Origin of the sequence: Cytobacillus sp. Hz8 (genome assembly GCF_042263505.1) — a bacterium.
In the GTDB taxonomy this organism is placed as follows: domain Bacteria; phylum Bacillota; class Bacilli; order Bacillales; family Cytobacillaceae; genus Bacillus_BE.
This window is the reverse complement of the sequence record NZ_JBHKFI010000010.1, coordinates 46,732-64,694: the sequence shown is the minus strand read 5'-3', so window position 1 is coordinate 64,694 and position 17,963 is coordinate 46,732. Positions and strand designations below refer to the sequence as shown.

Genomic DNA, 17,963 nt, shown 5'->3' with positions numbered 1-17,963 from the left:
TACTGAAATTTTTCCATAATAAACTTTATATAGATGGCCTTTCTTTACTTCATTTTAATTTAATTTATAATTGGGATATAGTTAGATTATACATATTTATTGCCTAAAACTACGATTATATACGAAAAAAGGAAAAGAGATATCCAAGAAAGGAAAACACGATGATCTTCCATTCAATAGCAACCAAACCTGTACTGAATCGTCTTCTAGACTTAATTTCACAGTTTTCAATTACCCATGGAACCTTCGAGACTAACATTCCCTTTCTTTCTTTGCTAAGAGAGGTTAAGCCTACTGTCGTCGAATATGGATTTCTTAATCCTTCCATATGTATCGTAATCCAAGGCAATAAAAAAGTGATTATAGGCGAAAAATCAATTGAATACGGGGCAGGAAACTATATTGCTTCAAGCATTGACATGCCGATTAAGGGGCAGGTTTCAAAAGCTTCGCCTGAAACACCTTATACGGCTATTAGGATTGCTTTTACTTCAGAAGAAATCGCATCCGTCGCATTAGAAGCTAATTTTAAACCAAGAGAAGAGAATAAACTAAGAGAGGGTGTATTCGTTGAGAACATAGGAATTGAGGTACTTTTGGTGCTTGAAAGGCTCCTTAATCTCTCCTCTGATTCTCAAGCTGCTGCCTTTCTCGCTCCAGCAATGAAACGAGAGATCATCTATCACCTTCTAACTGGAGAAAATGGAGATATGTTCTATAATAATATGCTCTTACATCATGAAGCTTCAGGTATCAGTAAAGCAATCCACTATGTTAAATCTAATTTCGAGCGTTCGCTTACGGTGGATCAGATTGCCCGTGTTGGCAACATGAGCGTTTCCACTTTACATCACAAATTCAAAGTAGTAACCACATTGACCCCCATACAATATCAGAAGCAACTTAGGCTTCAAGAAGCACGAAGAATCCTTTTAAGCGGCGGAGTTAATGTCACCGGAGCTGCCTTTCAGGTCGGCTATGAAAGTTTGACACAATTTAATCGCGAATACAAACGACTTTTCGGTTTGCCGCCCCTAAAAGATATTCAAGCTATTCGAGCGAACTTTAAAGTGAAGTCAAAAGGTGTACAATAACTTATAACTTCAAACTTCACTCCCTTCAGACCAATGATTATAACAACCTAGATAATGTAGATTATTTTCAGAATGGTGAATCATGTCTTCCCCTGTATTTCAGATCTACACATAGCAGGGATTTTTAAAGTTTGTAAAGGTATACATATGTTTCGAAAGGTAATTTGATATGGAGAATGGAATTCATGATTTCAGATGAAAACGGAAGGGGGATATCAATCCGGGAATTGAGTTCATTTAATGTAAATATACGATTTATCTTTTTTCGCCTTACGATATTCCTTGTTGTGGTCTTTTGCTCTGCCATCAGACGTTGCTGTTCTTGTTTTAACGCGTCCTAATTCAAGGAGTTTTTTAGTTCAAAAAATAATAAGAGAAAGAAGCAATATCAATCTTAATCCAATAACTTCTTTTTACTTGTGAAATGATTAATTTATATCCCTTTTTCCATACGATTTTTACTTCAGATTTTGTAAGCTCAATCCAATTATTAATATAAAATTCCCTCAACACGCTGCTTCTACTAAGGATAATTATACCATTCCTTTTTAAACTAAATTCACCTGTTACTCGAATAAGAAAAAGTCTTCCGTTTCAGTAGCCAAATCCTAAAGGAAAGCCTCCTTTAGCATAAGTGCATTTCCTTTAAGAACTGGCTGCTAACATAAAAGTTTATTTTCTTGGCAGTCGAGTTACACTTTCTCAACTAACTGAATAGATTTTTGTAACTCTTCTATATGCATGACAAATTTATCTTCCATATCTTTCATCATAGTAACCTGAAAGTTATGCTGCCCTTTCAGTTTTCCTTTACATTTCTCATGAGATTGTAACAATAGTTCCATCTCAAGTTTGAGCATATCGTCATCAATTTCCCTGATGATACATTTTCCTACTCTCATTTCTTTCTTCTTTCTAAACATTCAAAATAAAAAAAGAATGACTACAGACTAATAAAAAAATTTGCTGCTAAAAGTAATTTTCTTTTAATATTGTGCCAAGCACCATTTTTTAGTTTCTTGGTCGGCAAAAGATGCTTCTACACTATTTAAATATATTTGTCGGTAATCTTCTTCACTTAGATTAAATTCTCTCATAACTAAATGGATTTCTTTTGACATTGTAGTGTCAGATACTGTTCTGTTATCCGTATTAATTGTTACTTTTATTCCATCTTTATGAAATTTATATATCGGATGTTCCGAATAATGGTGAACAGCTTTTGTTTGGATATTACTTGTTGGACACATTTCTAGCACTACCTGTTTTTCTTTTACTTTTCTATAAGCCTCAGGGCAATCTTTAATAAATACTCCATGTCCTATTCTTTCAGCACCCAACAATTCAACAGCTTCTAGGACGTTTTTACCTATCCCTGTTTCACCAGCATGAATCGTGACTCTATAGCCATATTCTTTAGATAATGAGATTGGTTCTGAGAATTTTTCACAAAAACCTTCTTCTTCTAATGCACATAGGTCAATTGCTACTACACCTTTTCCTAGGAATTTCTTCCCTTTTTCTACCACCTCAAAAGCACTTTCAACAGACATTGACCTCAAACAAGACAAGATAAAATTACCTTTTATTTCGTAACAGCTTTCTGCTTCCCTCATACCATCTATAACACTTTGAATAACTTCTTCAACATCTAATCCTTTTAGTGTGTGAAGTAACGGTCCAAATCTGACCTCCAAATATTTCACATTTTCCCTTGCAGCATCCTCAAAAAGCTCATAAGTAATTCTTTTCAAGCTCTCCTTGGACTGCATGATCAAGTTGGGAAGAGAAAATCTTTTTAAATATTCCACAAGGGAGTCACATTCCAAAGGAGCAACAAGTTCCTTTTGCAACTCTTTCTTATCGAAAGAAGGTAGCTGGATGCCTTCCTTTTGGGCGATATCAATAATGGTTTCAATCCTAACACTCCCATCCAAATGACAGTGAAGTTCAATTTTGGGCAATCCTAAAAAGTTCATTTTGACCTCCAAATATAATTTTTATATTTTAAATTTATATTATAAAATTGAATAAAAAAATCCTAATTACGAAGAAAATACAAATCTTGTAATTTCTTCGTAATCAGGATTTTTTTGGTTCCTGGTAGAGACCTCCAAACCATATTATTGGAGTTATACGAAATTTTATTGAGTTCATAAACGTTCTTTAAAGAATAATAAAAAAAATTCAGATTGTCAATACAGTGTCTAGCAAGGAACCAAATCTGAAAACATAGCTGTTATCTCGTTTTTTATCAAGATCAAAATTATTAAAAACTTAATAAAAGTGAAGCTCACATATTAATTATATATAATATGTGCTGTGTGTTTCCTTCCCTCCTATTCATATACATTAGCAAAAATCTCCATTATGGCTTATAGAATACAGTTTACTAGGAATTTTTTTACGAACAAATAAGAAAGCAAAGCATATGAAAAATGCTCTGCTTTCTTACTTATACCATTCGTTCATTTATATATTAATTGTATATTTCGCGATAGTATTCTCTTTGTATCTTCTTCACTACTGAAAAACCCTGGTCTTCAATTTTGTTGATAATCTCTATATCACTCACTATACTAGGTTTAAATTCAACCTGTAACTTTCCTTTCGGCATTGACCCTTTACAAGAAATAATCCCGCACAAATCCTTTATCTTTTTCTCTATCAAATATATTTGATTAAAGGAAGAAATTCCTAAAATATAAAAAGTAGCTCGATTTTTCAATATTTCACCTCATTTTTAGATGATTTTTCATGGGATACGCAGAAATCCCTTTGATAACTTGTAATGAGCTCATCAAGCTTTTGGCTGCATCTTAAAGAATCCTGACTATTTAAATCGGTTTTTCGCAGCAGTCTGGATTAATTCGTTTTATTTGAACTATCAGACATTCTATTTCGATTTTCATTTCTTTCAAACTCATGAGTTCCCCTTGACCATTTGTATTTTTACCGATTAATATTGAAGCAATGCTTCTTCAAGTTCAAACCGTCGACCCACAATAAATGGCCATTCATACTGAGTATACAATCTTGCTTTGCAATCCCTTAATTTTCGAACACAATCCACTAATAACCCTAAATCATTCGTTTCAAATGAAAGCAACCATTCAAAATCGCCCAACCCAAAGGCATGCACACCATTTGTTAAAATTCCAGGTACAAATTCATGCCCCACTTGTCCATGATCTCTAATGACTGCTTCTCTTTCCCATTTAGGCAATAAATAATATTCTGGTTTACGAATAAATGGGTAAAAGCAGAGATAATCTCTTGGTGGAATCCCCATTTGGAATGATGTTGGGTGTTCTGAGAACTCAAATGGTTTCGTCATTCCCGTAAAGGCATGTGGTGTATCAACCGCTCTGCCAAAGGTTAAACGGCGAAGCTCTAATTGAAGATTCTGCATATCTTCAAATCGATCGGCATACATCCAAAATAAAAGGTCTGTATGCGCTTGAAATGCTTGGGTGACATAGACTCCTCGAAGTCCCACTTTTCCTTCATATTTTTTAAATAATGCTACTACTTCTTGGATAGCATTCTTTTGTTCTTTCTCCGTATATTGATTCCATCTTGCTGTGTATTTTAATGCTAAATGTCCTGTAAAATGTTCAACCATTGTATGTTCCTCCTGCTAACTTAATCGTTTTGTATTTTAAAAAATGATAATTATTATCAATTAGCAATATAAAAAACTCCCTATTTGCTCATTTTTAATTGATATTTGATTTCATTGATTTGTTGAAGATGGCGCTCTTCATGTAACCAGATAGTATCTAGCAGATTTTTCAGGCTAATTACACCAAACGTTGGATGTTCAATCGATTTATCAACTAATTTTTCTTCATGTGTTTCATTAAAAATCGCTTGAATATATTGAAATCTTGATTCCTCCAATAACTGAGTGATTTCTTGCTTCTTATAAAACTTCTCTGGTGGTTCTACATCAGCTTTTGCTTTCTTAGAACGATCTGTCAGAAAAGATAAATCCATCTCCTCCACTTTTTTGCTTTCTGTTTTCAGCGAATTTAATATGATTTCCGCTGTTTCCTTCTCAGCGAAATATAAATGATAAAGGAGTTGAGAAATTGACCACATGTCCATACTTGGTTTTTGATTTAATTGTTCATCCGTCAGATTTTTTATGCTTTCTAACAGCTTCATTCGTGTTTCACCTAGATTCTTTACTAACACATATATCACCTCAAATTAAATTTCTAATCCAATTGGTTATTCTTCTTCGTCTATCGTGATATCTTTTACTGGCAATGGTTCATTCTCACCATGTGTCGGTTTTCGCAAATTAAATAAAGCTTTGACACAAAATACAACAAGGACGATAATCCCTATTAAAAAAATCGAATCTGGTACAGCTCTGAATAGAAGCAAGTTATGCACTGCATCGATTCCAAAGAAGGTTTCTGGATCACGTGAAGCCCAATATCCTTTTTCAAAAGCAAGCTTCAATTGAATAAAGCCAATCGGTAACAACGTGATAAACACCATGCCAGCTAAGCCAATATTGAGTGCCCAACAGACAAATTTTAATAATTTGTCGCTCCAAGCCTGCGGTTTCACGATATTTCTTAAAGAATAGAGTAATAGAGCAATCGCAAACATGCCATAAACGCCCATCATCGCCGCATGCCCGTGCGCTGGCGTTAATTGTTGGCCATGTTCAAAGTAGTTAACTGCAGGTAGATTAATTAAGAATCCTAATACACCCGCTCCCACCAAATTCCAAAGCGCTGTTGAAATTAAGAACCAGAAAGTTGATTTATATGGGAAATCCACACCGCCGTCTCTGAGCATTTTATATTGTGAATAGGCTTCAAGAATCAACAAGGTTAATGGAATAATCTCTAATGCAGAGAAGACAGAGCCTAGAGCAATCCAGATCTCTGAAGCTCCGTTATAGTAATAGTGATGTCCGATTCCAAGTACACCGCTACCTAATAAAATGGTAATTTGGAAATATAGTTGACGTATCGTAGATTTTTTCGTTACAAGATTCATCTGAACCATTAAGAATCCAATTACGACAACGGCAAATACTTCAAATATTCCTTCTACCCATAAATGGACAATCCACCAACGCCAGTAATCCGCCATCGTATAGCTTGTACCTGGTTGAATAATGAAGGCAAAGAAATAGAAAAACGGTACACCGAGTGCAGCATAGAATAATAGATGAACAAGACCTCCTCGATCTGTTTCCCGTTTTAATGCACTCTTAATTCCTCTAAAAACAATAAATAGCCAAATGACCATCCCAACAGCTAAAATGTATTGCCAGAAACGGCCTAATTCTAGGTATTCCCAACCTTGGTGTCCAAACATAAACCAGGAGTTTCCGAGATATCCATTTACCCCGAGCCACTCTCCGATTAGACTGCCAAAAACTAATACAACGAGCGCCCAGAAAAGGATATTCACTAATTTTCCTTGGTGTTTTGGTTCATAACCACCAACAAGTGGAGTGACATATATCCCTAGCCCTAACCAAGCCGTAGCAATCCAGAAAATAGCTAATTGCAGATGAGCTCCTTTTGAAAAACTAAATGGTAATAAATCCACAATCCACTTCATGCCAAAGAAGGCATCAGGCTCTGTGTAATAGTGAGCAAGCAAGGCGCCAAACATGACTTGGATAAAGAAAAGAATCGATACAACCACAAAATATTTTCCTGCCCTTACTTGGGATAAAGTAACAGGAATCTGATTCAAGCGAATCCTTGGGAATTTATCTGGTGTATAAGCTTCTTTCATTTCTAATTGATAGCGGTAGAACAAGAATAGTACGAGAGCTAAAATCAATGATAATATTGTGATACTTCCTCCGCTCCATAGAAGTGCTGAATAGCTCATAACATTTCCGGCATCTTCATAATATGGCCAGTTATTTGTGTACGAAATGGTATCTCCAATCCGATCAGTACTGGATAACCATGCTGACCAAAAGAAGAAATCCGCAATTTGTGTAATTTGATCGCCTTCATTGACCCAAGCACGATTTTTTTTCGGAATATCTTCTTCTTTAATCAGATTTTTGGGTAACCCCCATCCATCTCCTTCTGTAAACACTTGATGATAATAAATTCGTACTTGTTTAAGACCATAAACCTGTGCATCCGTTAAAATCAGAGTATCAGACTTTTTCTCATATCGATTTTTCCTCATTTCCTTGGTCACAGATTCTCTAATATCGGTTTGATCTTTTTTAGTTAACTTTTTAAAAGTTACTCCTGCTTGTTTCTTTGCATAAAAATCTTGCATTCCCTCGGTATATATTTTTAAAGCTTCTGCTGTATAATCAGGCCCCATGTAGGAGCCATTTCCTAGAACCGTTCCATAGTCCATTAAGGCATACTTTTGAAAAACAGCTTGTCCTCCCTTGATGGAGTCTTTCGTCATTAAGACTTCACCATTTTTGGTTGTTACATGTGGTCTTGGGGCTTCTTCTTTAAAGATGGAATAACCGCCTACGAGTAAAACCGTAAACACCAATAATAAAGTCGTAATCGTTACGTTTTTTAAAAAACGATTGGAAGCTTTCTTCTTCCTTGTTTTTTTGCTTAAAGCAGAGGGGTTTAAACTCATTTCCAACTATCCTCTCTATATTTCTATTACTCGAAATTTCATTGATTATTTAAGAACATTTCTCTTAATTAGCTCAGAAACAACCAAACCCGTTTTGGATACATTCATATTTAATGGTATGATTCCTTCTTTTATCCAGTCCTCATGTAGTCTCAATTTTTGATTGACATGCTGAATAAAAGCGATGCCGCAATCTCCTCCTCCCGCTCCCGATGATTTAGCTTTGCCGAATTTCTCGGCTTCATCACACAAGGTTTTTAATTTAGTAGTTTCAATCGATACATTAGCCAGCTCTCCAAGCCTCCTTAAGGCTTGTCTATTCAAAGAAATCCCTTCTAACACAATGCGATTGTTTCCCGTTTCAAAACCCTTTGCGATACTAGCAACTGCCTGGTAACTAGCCTGTAAAAAGCATTCATAAATATATGGATTTGTAATACGTAATTTTTTAATCTTTTCAACCATTGGGCCTGTTCTGGCAACCTCTTTAGTCCAGCCCACACATAATTCAAGATTAGATGGTGCCGTTAATGGAGTAATCAATAGATTTGGCCAAGGCTGCTTGATTAGGTCGCTAATCTTTGTTCCCTTTGCTAACTGATTCCACACCCAATTTGCAGGATAAGCAATATAATGAATCCAGCCACCAAATATTGATGCTGCGATATCTGCACCTGACCCATTGCCCTGTGCCTTAAGATGGGCAAGTGCGGATAATTTAAATATTTCCACTGGTGAAAGTCGAATTTTGTTATAAGAAAGAATAGATGCAACAACGCCAACAACGATGGCCGCACTAGAACCAAGACCATATTTTCGTCCTTCGTTGTCAGCTAAATCACTTTGGATGATTATTTGAAAGTTTCCCATTGGAATAGACAGTTCTCTAAAATATTGATTCATTACTTCTATCGCCTGTTGGAAATATATTAGTCTGGAATCAAAACGACTATAGACAACTTTATTCCCTTCACATTTCCATGTCAGTTGATGAAATCCTAATTGTGGCCATGATAGAATGTTTTCAGGACTTGATTTCATTTCCAGAGTGATATAACGATTAACTGCGATGACAATTGCATGTTGTTTTGGCTCGAGAATCGCATATTCACCAGCAATCATCAGCTTGCCAGGAACTCGAATTTTCCATATTAAATTTGACATTTCTTCACCTCACTAAGTCTAAATTCATTCATTATAAATGGAGATAAAATGGCATGATCCTTTATTAATTGGTAAATAAGAGATTCCAGGTCCAGGATGACAGATATAAGTATTTTGAACTGCAGATAATGCGCTAAGCTTTTCATGAACGAATGACTCATCATCAGGCAAACAGAGGACTTTCACATTTGGTCCAGCATCAATCGTAAAGAATACAGGAATCCCTGTTTCTCTTAATCTCTGAACCTCGCTTATCACTTCCAATGTTCCGCTTTGCCAATACATAAACGGAGGATTGGCACCTAAAGTAGTTGCATGCATTTTTAACGCATTTGCCTCAACGACTGTCCCTAGCATATTAAAATCGCGCTGTGCAATAGCGATTTTCGCTATATTAATGTCTTCATCGACAGTATCCAACCAGTTCAAATAAAAGTGTGAAGTTTCAACTGTTCTTCTCATACCCTCTCTACTTGATATTTCCTTTTCCCCTGAAGCAACGATGACAGAAAGGATGCTAATCTTCCAATCTTGTTCTGATAAAATCGGCTTTGCAAAAGAATCCTCTCCGTCTGCTTGTTCGCCCTTTTGCCATTCTACAAATCCTCCAAATATGGAACGGCAGGCGGAGCCTGACCCTTGCCGAGCTATTTTTGACAATTCCTTTTTATCTAAATCAAGCTGTAATGCCTTTGTTGCCGCTGCTGCTAACGCTGCAAAACCTGATGCAGATGAAGCCAATCCTGCTGCAGTGAGAACATGATTCGTTGAGGTGACAAGTGCAAATAAATGTTTGCCTGCAAGGTTTCGAATACGATCAAGAAATTGTGTTACCTTCAGGGTTTCATTTGGATCAGCAAGATGATGATTAAAGACAAAAATATCTGACGTTAATTCCTCACAAAAATGAACCGTTGTCGTGGTATAGAATTGATCTAAGGTAATGGAGATGCTGCTATTCATTGGTAAAAATAAAGCCTCATCCCGCTTTCCCCAATATTTTATAAGAGCAATATTGGTATTGGCTCTTGCTGTTGCTTGCATTCCCATTCCTCCTTCTTTTCTTTTATTCCATGGAGCTTTTTAATAATGTGAAAGGCCAGGCTTGATGGACTCCTGCTTTTCTTAACTTTTTAGCAATTTTTTCAGCATGTCCTTGTGACGGGGCCAAAGCAATCACACATCCTCCACAGCCTCCACCTGTCAATTTCGCACCGATTGCCCCTTCATTTCTGGCATTCTCTATTAAGTGATCAAGTTGGTCGTTGCTTACTCCCAGCGTCTTAAGCTCTTTATGATTTTCATTTAATAACTTTCCAAGTAAGTGAGTATCTCCCTTAGCTAAAGCACCCTTCGCCATTTGCGTGATTCTTCCGATTTGTTCCATTGATTTTTTTATTTTTCCAGGATCCAATTGAGATTGTTCTTGAACCTTTTGAACAGCGGAAAGCGTGTCACTACTCTGACCACTATCCGCCACAACGAAATGAAATGAGGTGCCTACTGGAAGAGACATCATTTCCCCCTGCTTTTGAAACCAAATTGGAACATCTCTGGAAGCTGCGTACATATCAATTCCACTAGGATTTCCATGTGCATATACTTCTGCCACATGAACTAAATCCATTAATTCTTTATGAGAGATTGTTCTTTCATAATAGGAAAAGATACTTTTTACAATGGCAATCGCAATCGCGGCACTGGAGCCTAAACCCCGTCCAATCGGAATATCAGAATGAAGCCGAATGGTTATATTGCGAAACGGTTCTTTTAATTGAGCTAAGGTCGCTTTTACACATAAGACAATTCCCTGGAATTGCAAAGGTACTTGTTTAATGGGGCCATGATAATAGGAACATTTAAGCATAACTTCTCCATCGTGAGCCTCTACCGTCGAAGTGACCTTGAGTGGAAACGGAAGTGCAATGGCTGGCTGCCCGTACACGACAGCATGTTCACCAACTAAGATTACTTTACTGTGAGCGTGACTAATCGCGATTTTGGCTGGATTGGATACAACCACTAAGACCCCTCCCTTACAAATATTTTTTCCAAATTAAATGAGGTGTGATACAATCCATGGGGCTGAATAAAGGATCATAAACTGAATTCCATAGTTAATTCCCCATCTATGTAGGACTCCCGCCATAATAGAGACGACCATTACTCCTCCAATATTGATCCACCCGCCATCCATATAAGATAGTAATAACACTAACCCAAAGAACAAACCGAGTATCGCTTCGTGCGGGATTCTCTTAAAGACAAATGTACATATCTGCCGGGAATACTTAATCGTGATAAAATAAGTAAGTGCCAAGGAAATAGCAGAACCAATAAGAGTTGCCCACACGAATCCCGATGTGGATAAGACATGATGCATATTATGATTTAAGTTAAAAACTGGTGGGGCATTAAACAATGGGTTCGCTGGGCCCATGGCAACCGATGATAAGGGGATCCCTAAAGCGATTAACGGAATCAACGCTCCGGAAATATAGGTTGCATTTGCAAGTGCCTCCATACTGGCAATCGAAAGCGAAGCCTTTTTCACCGGATCCTTTGTGCGACTGGAAACCATTTCTCCAATAAAAATGGTGGTTCCCACCGCGCTTAAAATAAACGTAAAGCACCCGATAAATGAGGAAAGAGCACTCACCTTTAACTCATTTTTACTAAGGATTTTGAACGGATTTGGAAATCCCTTCTGCTCATTAGATTTTTTGAACTGAATCGTTTTCGTTCCAAACCTTTGCAAACCTTCTCTTTTCTCTTTATTTAATAATTCAAATAAGGTTAAAATAACGGGTCCGATCGTAATCCCTAAGAAGAAAGAGGTAAATACATTCGTTCCTTCTGCAACCGCTCCAACTCCCCAATATAAATAACGGAGTCCTTGAATCAATAATGCGAATGGAATGATGGAAGCGAGTCCTAGCCATCTGTTTTTACTCATAAGTGCAAGAATAACCGCACCGATAGCAAATAAAGGATTAGAAAATTCTTTAATCACATCAGCAACTGGAACTAATGCTTTGGCTAATAATAAGCTGACTGGAACTGCAACTAAAGTTCCAATCACAGAACCAGATGCCATTTTGCGGATACATTCATCAGCCTTTCCATATTTTTTTAGAACCAAAGCATGTTCCACCATCGGGGTTGCCATGACTCCACCTGGAATTCCCGCTGTTGCAACAGGGATAGAATCAGTTAATTTATGGGCCACAATCGCAGACATGAAAAAGGACATGATGACAATTGGTTGCAAGCCGGATAATACAAGGACTAATGTGACCGGAGCTATGACGGCCGTTTCATCCGTTCCTGGTGCAACTCCGATAATGGTGTATAGGACTGCAGCAATGATGGCAGCTGCAATCATTTGAATAATAATAACCGGATCCAAGCCTATTCCTCACTCTCTATTTCTTGTAATTTTCTTTTTGGATTAATGATGAAGCTGGTTATAATAAACCCGATGATTGCCCCCGATAGACCAAAAAATAATGGTTTTGGAGGTTCATTAGGTGCAAGAAAGTAACAGCCTAATGTAGTGATAGTATTAATCAGTAATGACAACACCAAATCTCTGATACTAACAAGATCTTCCCAAACCTCTATATTCTTCATTGACTCTTCATCTTTTTGAGGATTTTTTTTAGTCATCATACTTCTAATTGTTTTCAACTCCTTTGTCTAACTAACCATCAGAAATGAATAGTGGTCAATTTTTAAAACATCAAGATGTTTTATTCCTTATCATTATATGAGAATGATTCTCATTATTATTTGACCTAGGTCAAATTTTTTCATATTTTTTTAGAAAACAGTAACTTTTATATGACTTCATTTATAGAGAATAGAAAAATGAGAAAAACAAAAATAAGCACCCTTTACGGATGCTTTTTCTTGATTATTTGTTTAATGAACACTTTAATAGCAAAATAAGATGTTTTTTTTTCGTGCCAAAAAGTTATCAGCTAAAAATTTTTTAATCGATAGCTTTGGTTTCCTTCTACTTTTAACATGTCTTGTTTAGACATATTTTCGAGGATTCGATCAGTTATTTTCGGACCGTATTCCATATAGATTTCAGAAAGTGACAGATTTGTTGTTACTAATAAGCTTTTGGATAATCTTAAATTCAGAATTGTAAATAGCAATTCCTTTGTCCAAGGCGTAATTCCTTCTGCCCCTACATCATCAAGTATTAATAAATCCGCTTCAGAAACAGCCTTCATAAGTTCCAACTCGGAATAATTGCTGTCTTTCGTCCAAGAAGCCTTTACCATTTGTTTTAATGTAGGTACTTCTAAAAACAGGGCCGTTTTATAAAACTTATCCTCTAATAATTTTTCGATACCTACGGCTAAATGAGATTTTCCAAGCCCGGATTCTCCATAATAAATCATTCGGGCTTGTTTATTTTTCGATACCTTTTCAATAAATTCAATTGCTTTTTTAATAGCTATAATTTGGGATTCGTGATTTGGAATATAATTTTCCAATGTAGCCTGTTTAATAGATTGATTAAGAATTGAGAGCTCTCTAAAGAATTTTAACTTTGTTCGATTCACTGCTTCTAACACCTGTTGAGCTAGAATACAATCGCATTCTTCCGTAACAGTAGCCCACTCTCCATTTCTGGAACCCCCGATTATTTGCATTCTAAATGTCTTTAATTCTTTATCACAGTTCTGACATTTTTCTACCTTAACCAATTCCCTTTCTAAAGCGAGTCCTCTTTTTTCAAAAATATCGGAAAGCTTTTTCATCCTATCACCTGATTTTTTAAACTCTTGTATATGGAGACCGAAGTACGCTTATTGCTTACTCCATGAAGCGGTTCATTTTCTTCTGATAAAGATTGCTTAACATAGCGGCTTCTTCAGCTATATCCAGAATGACAAATTCTAGTTTTATATCTGTTAGTTCTCTAAAGGAGTCTACTTCACTTTTAGAAATAAACCCTCTTACCATGTAAAAGTCTAATTGCTCCATTTTCGGTTTACCGAATTCTATTAATGATGATCTGTTATTTGACTGACATCATAATGGCAAGGCTTTTGCAATCGAGAAATAGATCCATATTTATGTTTCACCACTTGCTCACTTATAAGTTGCCCGCATTTTAGTAATTGTTTTTTTAAAATTTGATAATCGAACTTTGCGGGCTTTAAACGTTCTATGTTCTCTCTTTTTTTCTTCGCTGCTTCCTCCAAAGTAAAAGGGAAATCAGTGGGGGGCTCCACTTGTACCATTTCTCTGCCTGCTTTATTAAGAGAAGGCTTGATGTAGTATTCAGGCTCAGAGCCAAAAGCATCAAATAAATCTAATAGATCGTACTGCTTTATACATTTGCCTGAAATTTTTGTGACCTTCTGTAAAAGGCCAAGATCATATAAATATTCATTTAACCCCACATAATCATATTGAAATACATTCCGTGTCACAAATTTTGCTACTAAGTTATAACCGATTTCATGCCTTTTAGCTTCATGTTCCATGAAATAAGCAGAAATTCTCTTATGTAGCTCATCATGTTCGAACGAGAGCTCTTTTAACTGTTTGTAGGAACCTGATTCAATATACTGTTCCATTAATTTTCCTGGATGAGTTTTTGACTCGCTAAAACCATTTGGATTTAAACAATCTAACAAGCAGACACCTCCCTCCCGGATATTAATAGAATGGCTATTTATTGCTCTTGTTTACCAAAAATCTCATTAGTGCTCGCTAGCTCAAATTCCTTTAAAGTAAGCTTTTCTTGTAATGAAATCTGGGCATTTCTACAGGCTAAATTCACCAATTCTTTCTTTTTGCCACGTTTTGGTTGAATGATTGGAACTTGCATTTGAATACGTTTTTGAACTAAATCTATTGTCACTGATTCAGGCAATAGAATTTCTTCAGGTCTAATTTCCCTCTTTGTTGCATAATACTGTTCGAGATAGTTCAGAAAGATTGATTCCGGTTCGTCAAAGGACCGAAAAATGGAGACATTTCTATCAATCATTTTCCCTTGTCTTATATAAAATACCTGTATACAAACCCATCCCTGTTGAAAATATACCCCAAAAACATCCTGATCAATGCCATTTAAAGTTAGGATATTTTGTTTCTCCATCGTTGCCTTTATATAAGAAATTTGCTTTTTGTATATTTCTGCCTTTTCAAAATCCAAACGATTGGAGGATTCTAGCATTTTTCTTTTCAAATCCTTTATCACTTGCTTGTATCCGCCATGGAAGAAACGAATAATGTGTTGAATAGCCTGTTGGTATTCCTCTTCACTAACTTCCCTGACACAAGAGCCAATGCACCTGCCGAGCTGATAATATAAGCATGCATGATCCGTTGAAAGTGGACATTTCCTTAGTGGATAGAGTTGTTCTAGATATTTTTTCATTTCAAAAGCAGCCTGAACGTTTGGAAAAGGTCCAAAGTATTTCCCTCGATCTCTCGTGACTTTGCGTGTAATGATCAGTTGAGGGTGCCGTTCGGATGTAATTTTGATATATGGATAGGTTTTATCATCCTTTAGCATGATATTATATTTTGGGGTGTATCTTTTAATTAAGTTCATTTCAAGAACCAATGCTTCTAAATTTGATGAAGTCAAAATAATTTCAAAATCTGTAATCTGTTTCACTAGCCTTGTTGTTTTATCATCAAGTGTTCCCATAAAATAGGAACGAACACGATTTTTTAATTTCTTTGCTTTTCCAACATAAATCACTTTACCTTGACTGTCTTTCATTAAATAGCAGCCAGGACGCTCGGGGAGAAACCGTAATTTATTTTTCAACATTTGGTTCAAAATAAACGCCTCCACGATATGACTCTAGACGATATAAAATTGTAATCAAAACAGGTAGCCATCAATGCCTCATAACTAAAAGGATTACCAATAAATCATAGATGAATATTGCTCTAAAGAAATTGACCTAGATCAATTCTTTCGTAAATGTATTCCCTATGCCAAACCATATCTCGACATAGCTGACTTATTGGCAGCCTTTTCTAGTTTTAAATTTCCCCGTCATTTATTTGTTGTTCCTTCTACTTTTTTCACCCATGCACTGCCATTGATAAAATCCTGAGGGGAGAACCTTTTCATTAATTTCGTTCCCCTATTGGTGGAAATTATTATTCAGAAATAATAATATGATTTATAAAGGAATAAGCAGATGAATCAAAAAGATAACAGTAAATACCATCGCAGTTACACGGTGAAACTCTTTTCGGAATCCTGATGCCTTTTTATGCCGTAAGTATCCAGCAATTAGAGTAACCTGAAGAAGGATAAAGGCCATATACCCCATCATCATTTTGATATGGTCATATCCGATGATTCTTCCCAGTTTCATAAAATTAATGATGACATGACCTGCAATAAGAAGAGCAGATGAAATGGCAATCTTTATATGCCATTTCATCAAATAACGCGAGAATGTTGCAAGTCGGATTTTCATCGTCCTTTGCTTCGTTTTTCTTATGAGTAAAAAGAGAAAGTACATATTCAAATTCACGATAAATAAAATGATAGCGATCTGCGCAAGAAATTGGCTTATAACCGTTAATGTATTTATATGTGGTTGAAATATCCAAATGAAAATAATCGATCCAAACAATAATATTATATTGGCAGCAGCCCAAAGCTTATGGAACACCCCAAACACTACTTTCCTTTTTTAACAATAGCTTTTACATTGGCTTCTTTTTTAATCACCATAGGCTTTATTCATCTATCAAAATGAGAACATCGATAAAAAGAGGTACCAAATCAATCGATTGGTACCTCCCATTCATAATTACTCCATCTATAAACCAAATTTTGTTGTTTCCATTAATGCGACATGATCATACTTCCTTCATCTTTTCCATCTTTTGTCACCTGAAGAACCCCACTTGCACCTTTAGCCGCATCGTTAAATTGGTGATTGACAAAAGGATAGCTTCCTTCTTCTTTTACCGTAAATTCCACTACAGCACTCCCACTAGCTGGAAGTAAGACGGTTTGCATCCCTTTTAAATGATTAAATGGATTCCCATCTAAATAGACATCATCAAATTGTGTTCCGACTACATGAAAACTAGAGGTTTCATTTGGACCCACATTTAAAATATAGAATCGAACTTTTTCTCCTACTTTAGCTAAAAGAGGATGGTTCACTAAAGCACCAACTGACCCATTTGTATTCAAATCCCCATCTTTTAAAGCTTTCGTGGAGAACACCACATATTTTGGTTTGCTATTCATCATATCTTTGAGATCATTTTGCTTGTACCATTCATTTTGGATGATTACATACTCACGATCTACTTGAGAATCAGTTGGATAACCCGTTGTTGGTTTTACAATGATCATTCCATGCATCCCATTAGCAATATGCATTAGGACAGGGTTTGTTCCACAATGGTACATAAACACACCAGGATTATTAGCCGTATACGTGAAATGACCACTTTTACTTGGCATGACATCAACAAAATCCCTTGATGGGGACGCATGAACCGCATGGATATCCATACTGTGCGGCATAGTTGGATCCATATTTTTTAAAGTAAAATGGATTTTATCTCCTTGTTGCAAAACAATAATAGGTCCTGGCGCCTGACCGTTAAATGTCCATGCTTTATAGTTCTCGTTCTTATTTATTTCGATATCGGTAATTTGAGCGGTCATTTCAATATTGACCTCATGTTTACCAATACGATTAATTTTTACAGGTGTAGGTTTTTGATTTACATCTTTGTGTGGATCAAGAACCTGTGACAATTCATTTGATTTATCTTCTCCCTTAGCGGTTTTGTCTATTATTATATTTATAATAAAGAATGAACTTAATATGATGAAACTAGTAAAAAGGATATAAACTAATTTCCTATTTCCCATTTAATTCTCCTCCAGTTAAAATAACAATTTCGCTTTACACTATTATTTTAACGAAATGAGATGAAAAGTTTGTGATTAAATTCACACGTAGTGGTTTTGAATTATGATAAATCTTTTTATTAGTGAACTTTATTTGATAATTCATTAAATGAACCCTATTTTTTATTTGAGAAGATTTTTCCATCCACATATGCAAG

Annotated in this window: 19 protein-coding genes and 1 riboswitch; of the genes, 1 reads left to right on the top strand and 18 read right to left on the bottom strand. The window is 35.9% G+C overall.

The annotated features are described in order from the left end of the window. Window positions 1–161 precede the first annotated feature (161 nt). A complete protein-coding gene (locus ACE38V_RS13500) occupies window positions 162–1,094 on the top strand; it encodes an AraC family transcriptional regulator (RefSeq protein WP_375841902.1) in 933 nt (310 codons plus the stop codon). A 692-nt stretch (window positions 1,095–1,786) separates the two neighbouring features. Here ACE38V_RS13500 and ACE38V_RS13495 read toward each other — a convergent pair. The 18 genes from ACE38V_RS13495 to ACE38V_RS13410 all read right to left on the bottom strand — a co-directional run bounded on the left by ACE38V_RS13495 (window position 1,787) and on the right by ACE38V_RS13410 (window position 17,766). Next, entirely contained in the window at window positions 1,787–1,996 is a 210-nt protein-coding gene (locus tag ACE38V_RS13495) for a hypothetical protein (RefSeq protein WP_375841900.1), read from the bottom strand. Window positions 1,997–2,080: 84 nt separating this feature from the next. After that, complete coding sequence (gene add / locus ACE38V_RS13490) at window positions 2,081–3,073, bottom strand: adenosine deaminase (RefSeq protein ID WP_375841898.1); 993 nt, start codon at window positions 3,071–3,073, stop codon at window positions 2,081–2,083. Between the two features lie 80 nt (window positions 3,074–3,153). Beyond that, window positions 3,154–3,254, bottom strand: a riboswitch (purine riboswitch). Between the two features lie 319 nt (window positions 3,255–3,573). Further along, entirely contained in the window at window positions 3,574–3,822 is a 249-nt protein-coding gene (locus tag ACE38V_RS13485) for a hypothetical protein (RefSeq protein ID WP_375841896.1), read from the bottom strand. Beyond that, window positions 3,819–3,950, bottom strand: coding sequence for an aspartyl-phosphate phosphatase Spo0E family protein (locus tag ACE38V_RS13480; RefSeq protein WP_375842070.1), 132 nt, complete (start codon window positions 3,948–3,950; stop codon window positions 3,819–3,821). Before ACE38V_RS13480 ends, ACE38V_RS13485 begins: the two co-directional genes overlap by 4 nt. Before the next feature lie 103 nt (window positions 3,951–4,053). After that, the gene (locus tag ACE38V_RS13475; protein WP_375841894.1) at window positions 4,054–4,719 is read right to left on the bottom strand and encodes a chlorite dismutase family protein; all 666 of its coding nucleotides are present in this window, start codon (window positions 4,717–4,719) and stop codon (window positions 4,054–4,056) included. Between the two features lie 80 nt (window positions 4,720–4,799). Then, window positions 4,800–5,294: a DinB family protein gene (locus tag ACE38V_RS13470; protein ID WP_375841892.1), complete on the bottom strand. Its 495-nt coding sequence runs from the start codon at window positions 5,292–5,294 to the stop codon at window positions 4,800–4,802. Window positions 5,295–5,330: 36 nt separating this feature from the next. Further along, on the bottom strand, window positions 5,331–7,700 hold the full coding sequence (locus ACE38V_RS13465; RefSeq protein WP_375841891.1) for a nitric-oxide reductase large subunit: 2,370 nt from the start codon (window positions 7,698–7,700) through the stop codon (window positions 5,331–5,333). Window positions 7,701–7,745: 45 nt separating this feature from the next. Next, the gene (locus ACE38V_RS13460) at window positions 7,746–8,864 is read right to left on the bottom strand and encodes a phosphomevalonate kinase (RefSeq protein WP_375841889.1); all 1,119 of its coding nucleotides are present in this window, start codon (window positions 8,862–8,864) and stop codon (window positions 7,746–7,748) included. Window positions 8,865–8,888: 24 nt separating this feature from the next. Further along, window positions 8,889–9,908: a diphosphomevalonate decarboxylase gene (gene mvaD / locus ACE38V_RS13455; protein WP_375841887.1), complete on the bottom strand. Its 1,020-nt coding sequence runs from the start codon at window positions 9,906–9,908 to the stop codon at window positions 8,889–8,891. Window positions 9,909–9,930: 22 nt separating this feature from the next. Then, on the bottom strand, window positions 9,931–10,887 hold the full coding sequence (mvk, locus tag ACE38V_RS13450) for a mevalonate kinase (RefSeq protein ID WP_375841886.1): 957 nt from the start codon (window positions 10,885–10,887) through the stop codon (window positions 9,931–9,933). Between the two features lie 33 nt (window positions 10,888–10,920). Next, window positions 10,921–12,273 carry a tripartite tricarboxylate transporter permease gene (locus ACE38V_RS13445; RefSeq protein ID WP_375841884.1) on the bottom strand — a complete coding sequence of 451 codons (1,353 nt, stop codon included), beginning with the start codon at window positions 12,271–12,273 and terminating at the stop codon, window positions 10,921–10,923. A 2-nt stretch (window positions 12,274–12,275) separates the two neighbouring features. Next, window positions 12,276–12,533, bottom strand: coding sequence for a hypothetical protein (locus ACE38V_RS13440; protein ID WP_375841882.1), 258 nt, complete (start codon window positions 12,531–12,533; stop codon window positions 12,276–12,278). A 314-nt stretch (window positions 12,534–12,847) separates the two neighbouring features. Next, entirely contained in the window at window positions 12,848–13,642 is a 795-nt protein-coding gene (locus tag ACE38V_RS13435; RefSeq protein ID WP_375841880.1) for an ATP-binding protein, read from the bottom strand. A 55-nt stretch (window positions 13,643–13,697) separates the two neighbouring features. After that, window positions 13,698–13,868 (bottom strand): hypothetical protein, encoded by a 171-nt coding sequence (locus ACE38V_RS13430; protein ID WP_375841878.1) that lies wholly within the window; start codon window positions 13,866–13,868, stop codon window positions 13,698–13,700. 20 nt (window positions 13,869–13,888) lie between these two features. Beyond that, entirely contained in the window at window positions 13,889–14,527 is a 639-nt protein-coding gene (locus ACE38V_RS13425) for a hypothetical protein (RefSeq protein WP_375841876.1), read from the bottom strand. Window positions 14,528–14,565: 38 nt separating this feature from the next. Next, a complete protein-coding gene (gene uvrC / locus ACE38V_RS13420; RefSeq protein ID WP_375842069.1) occupies window positions 14,566–15,678 on the bottom strand; it encodes an excinuclease ABC subunit UvrC in 1,113 nt (370 codons plus the stop codon). Window positions 15,679–16,039: 361 nt separating this feature from the next. Continuing rightward, window positions 16,040–16,540: a hypothetical protein gene (locus tag ACE38V_RS13415; protein WP_375841875.1), complete on the bottom strand. Its 501-nt coding sequence runs from the start codon at window positions 16,538–16,540 to the stop codon at window positions 16,040–16,042. A 176-nt stretch (window positions 16,541–16,716) separates the two neighbouring features. After that, entirely contained in the window at window positions 16,717–17,766 is a 1,050-nt protein-coding gene (locus ACE38V_RS13410; RefSeq protein WP_375841874.1) for a multicopper oxidase domain-containing protein, read from the bottom strand. Between the last annotated feature and the right edge of the window lie 197 nt (window positions 17,767–17,963).

Bases quoted from the DNA above. Each gene is read 5' to 3' on its own strand.
- ACE38V_RS13500 (WP_375841902.1), top strand. From the start codon at position 162: ATGATCTTCCATTCAATAGCAACCAAACCTGTACTGAATCGTCTTCTA.
- ACE38V_RS13495 (WP_375841900.1), bottom strand. From the start codon at position 1,996: ATGAGAGTAGGAAAATGTATCATCAGGGAAATTGATGACGATATGCTC.
- add (WP_375841898.1), bottom strand. From the start codon at position 3,073: ATGAACTTTTTAGGATTGCCCAAAATTGAACTTCACTGTCATTTGGAT.
- ACE38V_RS13475 (WP_375841894.1), bottom strand. From the start codon at position 4,719: ATGGTTGAACATTTTACAGGACATTTAGCATTAAAATACACAGCAAGA.
- ACE38V_RS13465 (WP_375841891.1), bottom strand. From the start codon at position 7,700: ATGAGTTTAAACCCCTCTGCTTTAAGCAAAAAAACAAGGAAGAAGAAA.
- ACE38V_RS13460 (WP_375841889.1), bottom strand. From the start codon at position 8,864: ATGTCAAATTTAATATGGAAAATTCGAGTTCCTGGCAAGCTGATGATT.
- mvaD (WP_375841887.1), bottom strand. From the start codon at position 9,908: ATGCAAGCAACAGCAAGAGCCAATACCAATATTGCTCTTATAAAATAT.
- ACE38V_RS13440 (WP_375841882.1), bottom strand. From the start codon at position 12,533: ATGACTAAAAAAAATCCTCAAAAAGATGAAGAGTCAATGAAGAATATA.
- ACE38V_RS13435 (WP_375841880.1), bottom strand. From the start codon at position 13,642: ATGAAAAAGCTTTCCGATATTTTTGAAAAAAGAGGACTCGCTTTAGAA.
- ACE38V_RS13430 (WP_375841878.1), bottom strand. From the start codon at position 13,868: ATGGAGCAATTAGACTTTTACATGGTAAGAGGGTTTATTTCTAAAAGT.
- uvrC (WP_375842069.1), bottom strand. From the start codon at position 15,678: ATGTTGAAAAATAAATTACGGTTTCTCCCCGAGCGTCCTGGCTGCTAT.
- ACE38V_RS13410 (WP_375841874.1), bottom strand. From the start codon at position 17,766: ATGGGAAATAGGAAATTAGTTTATATCCTTTTTACTAGTTTCATCATA.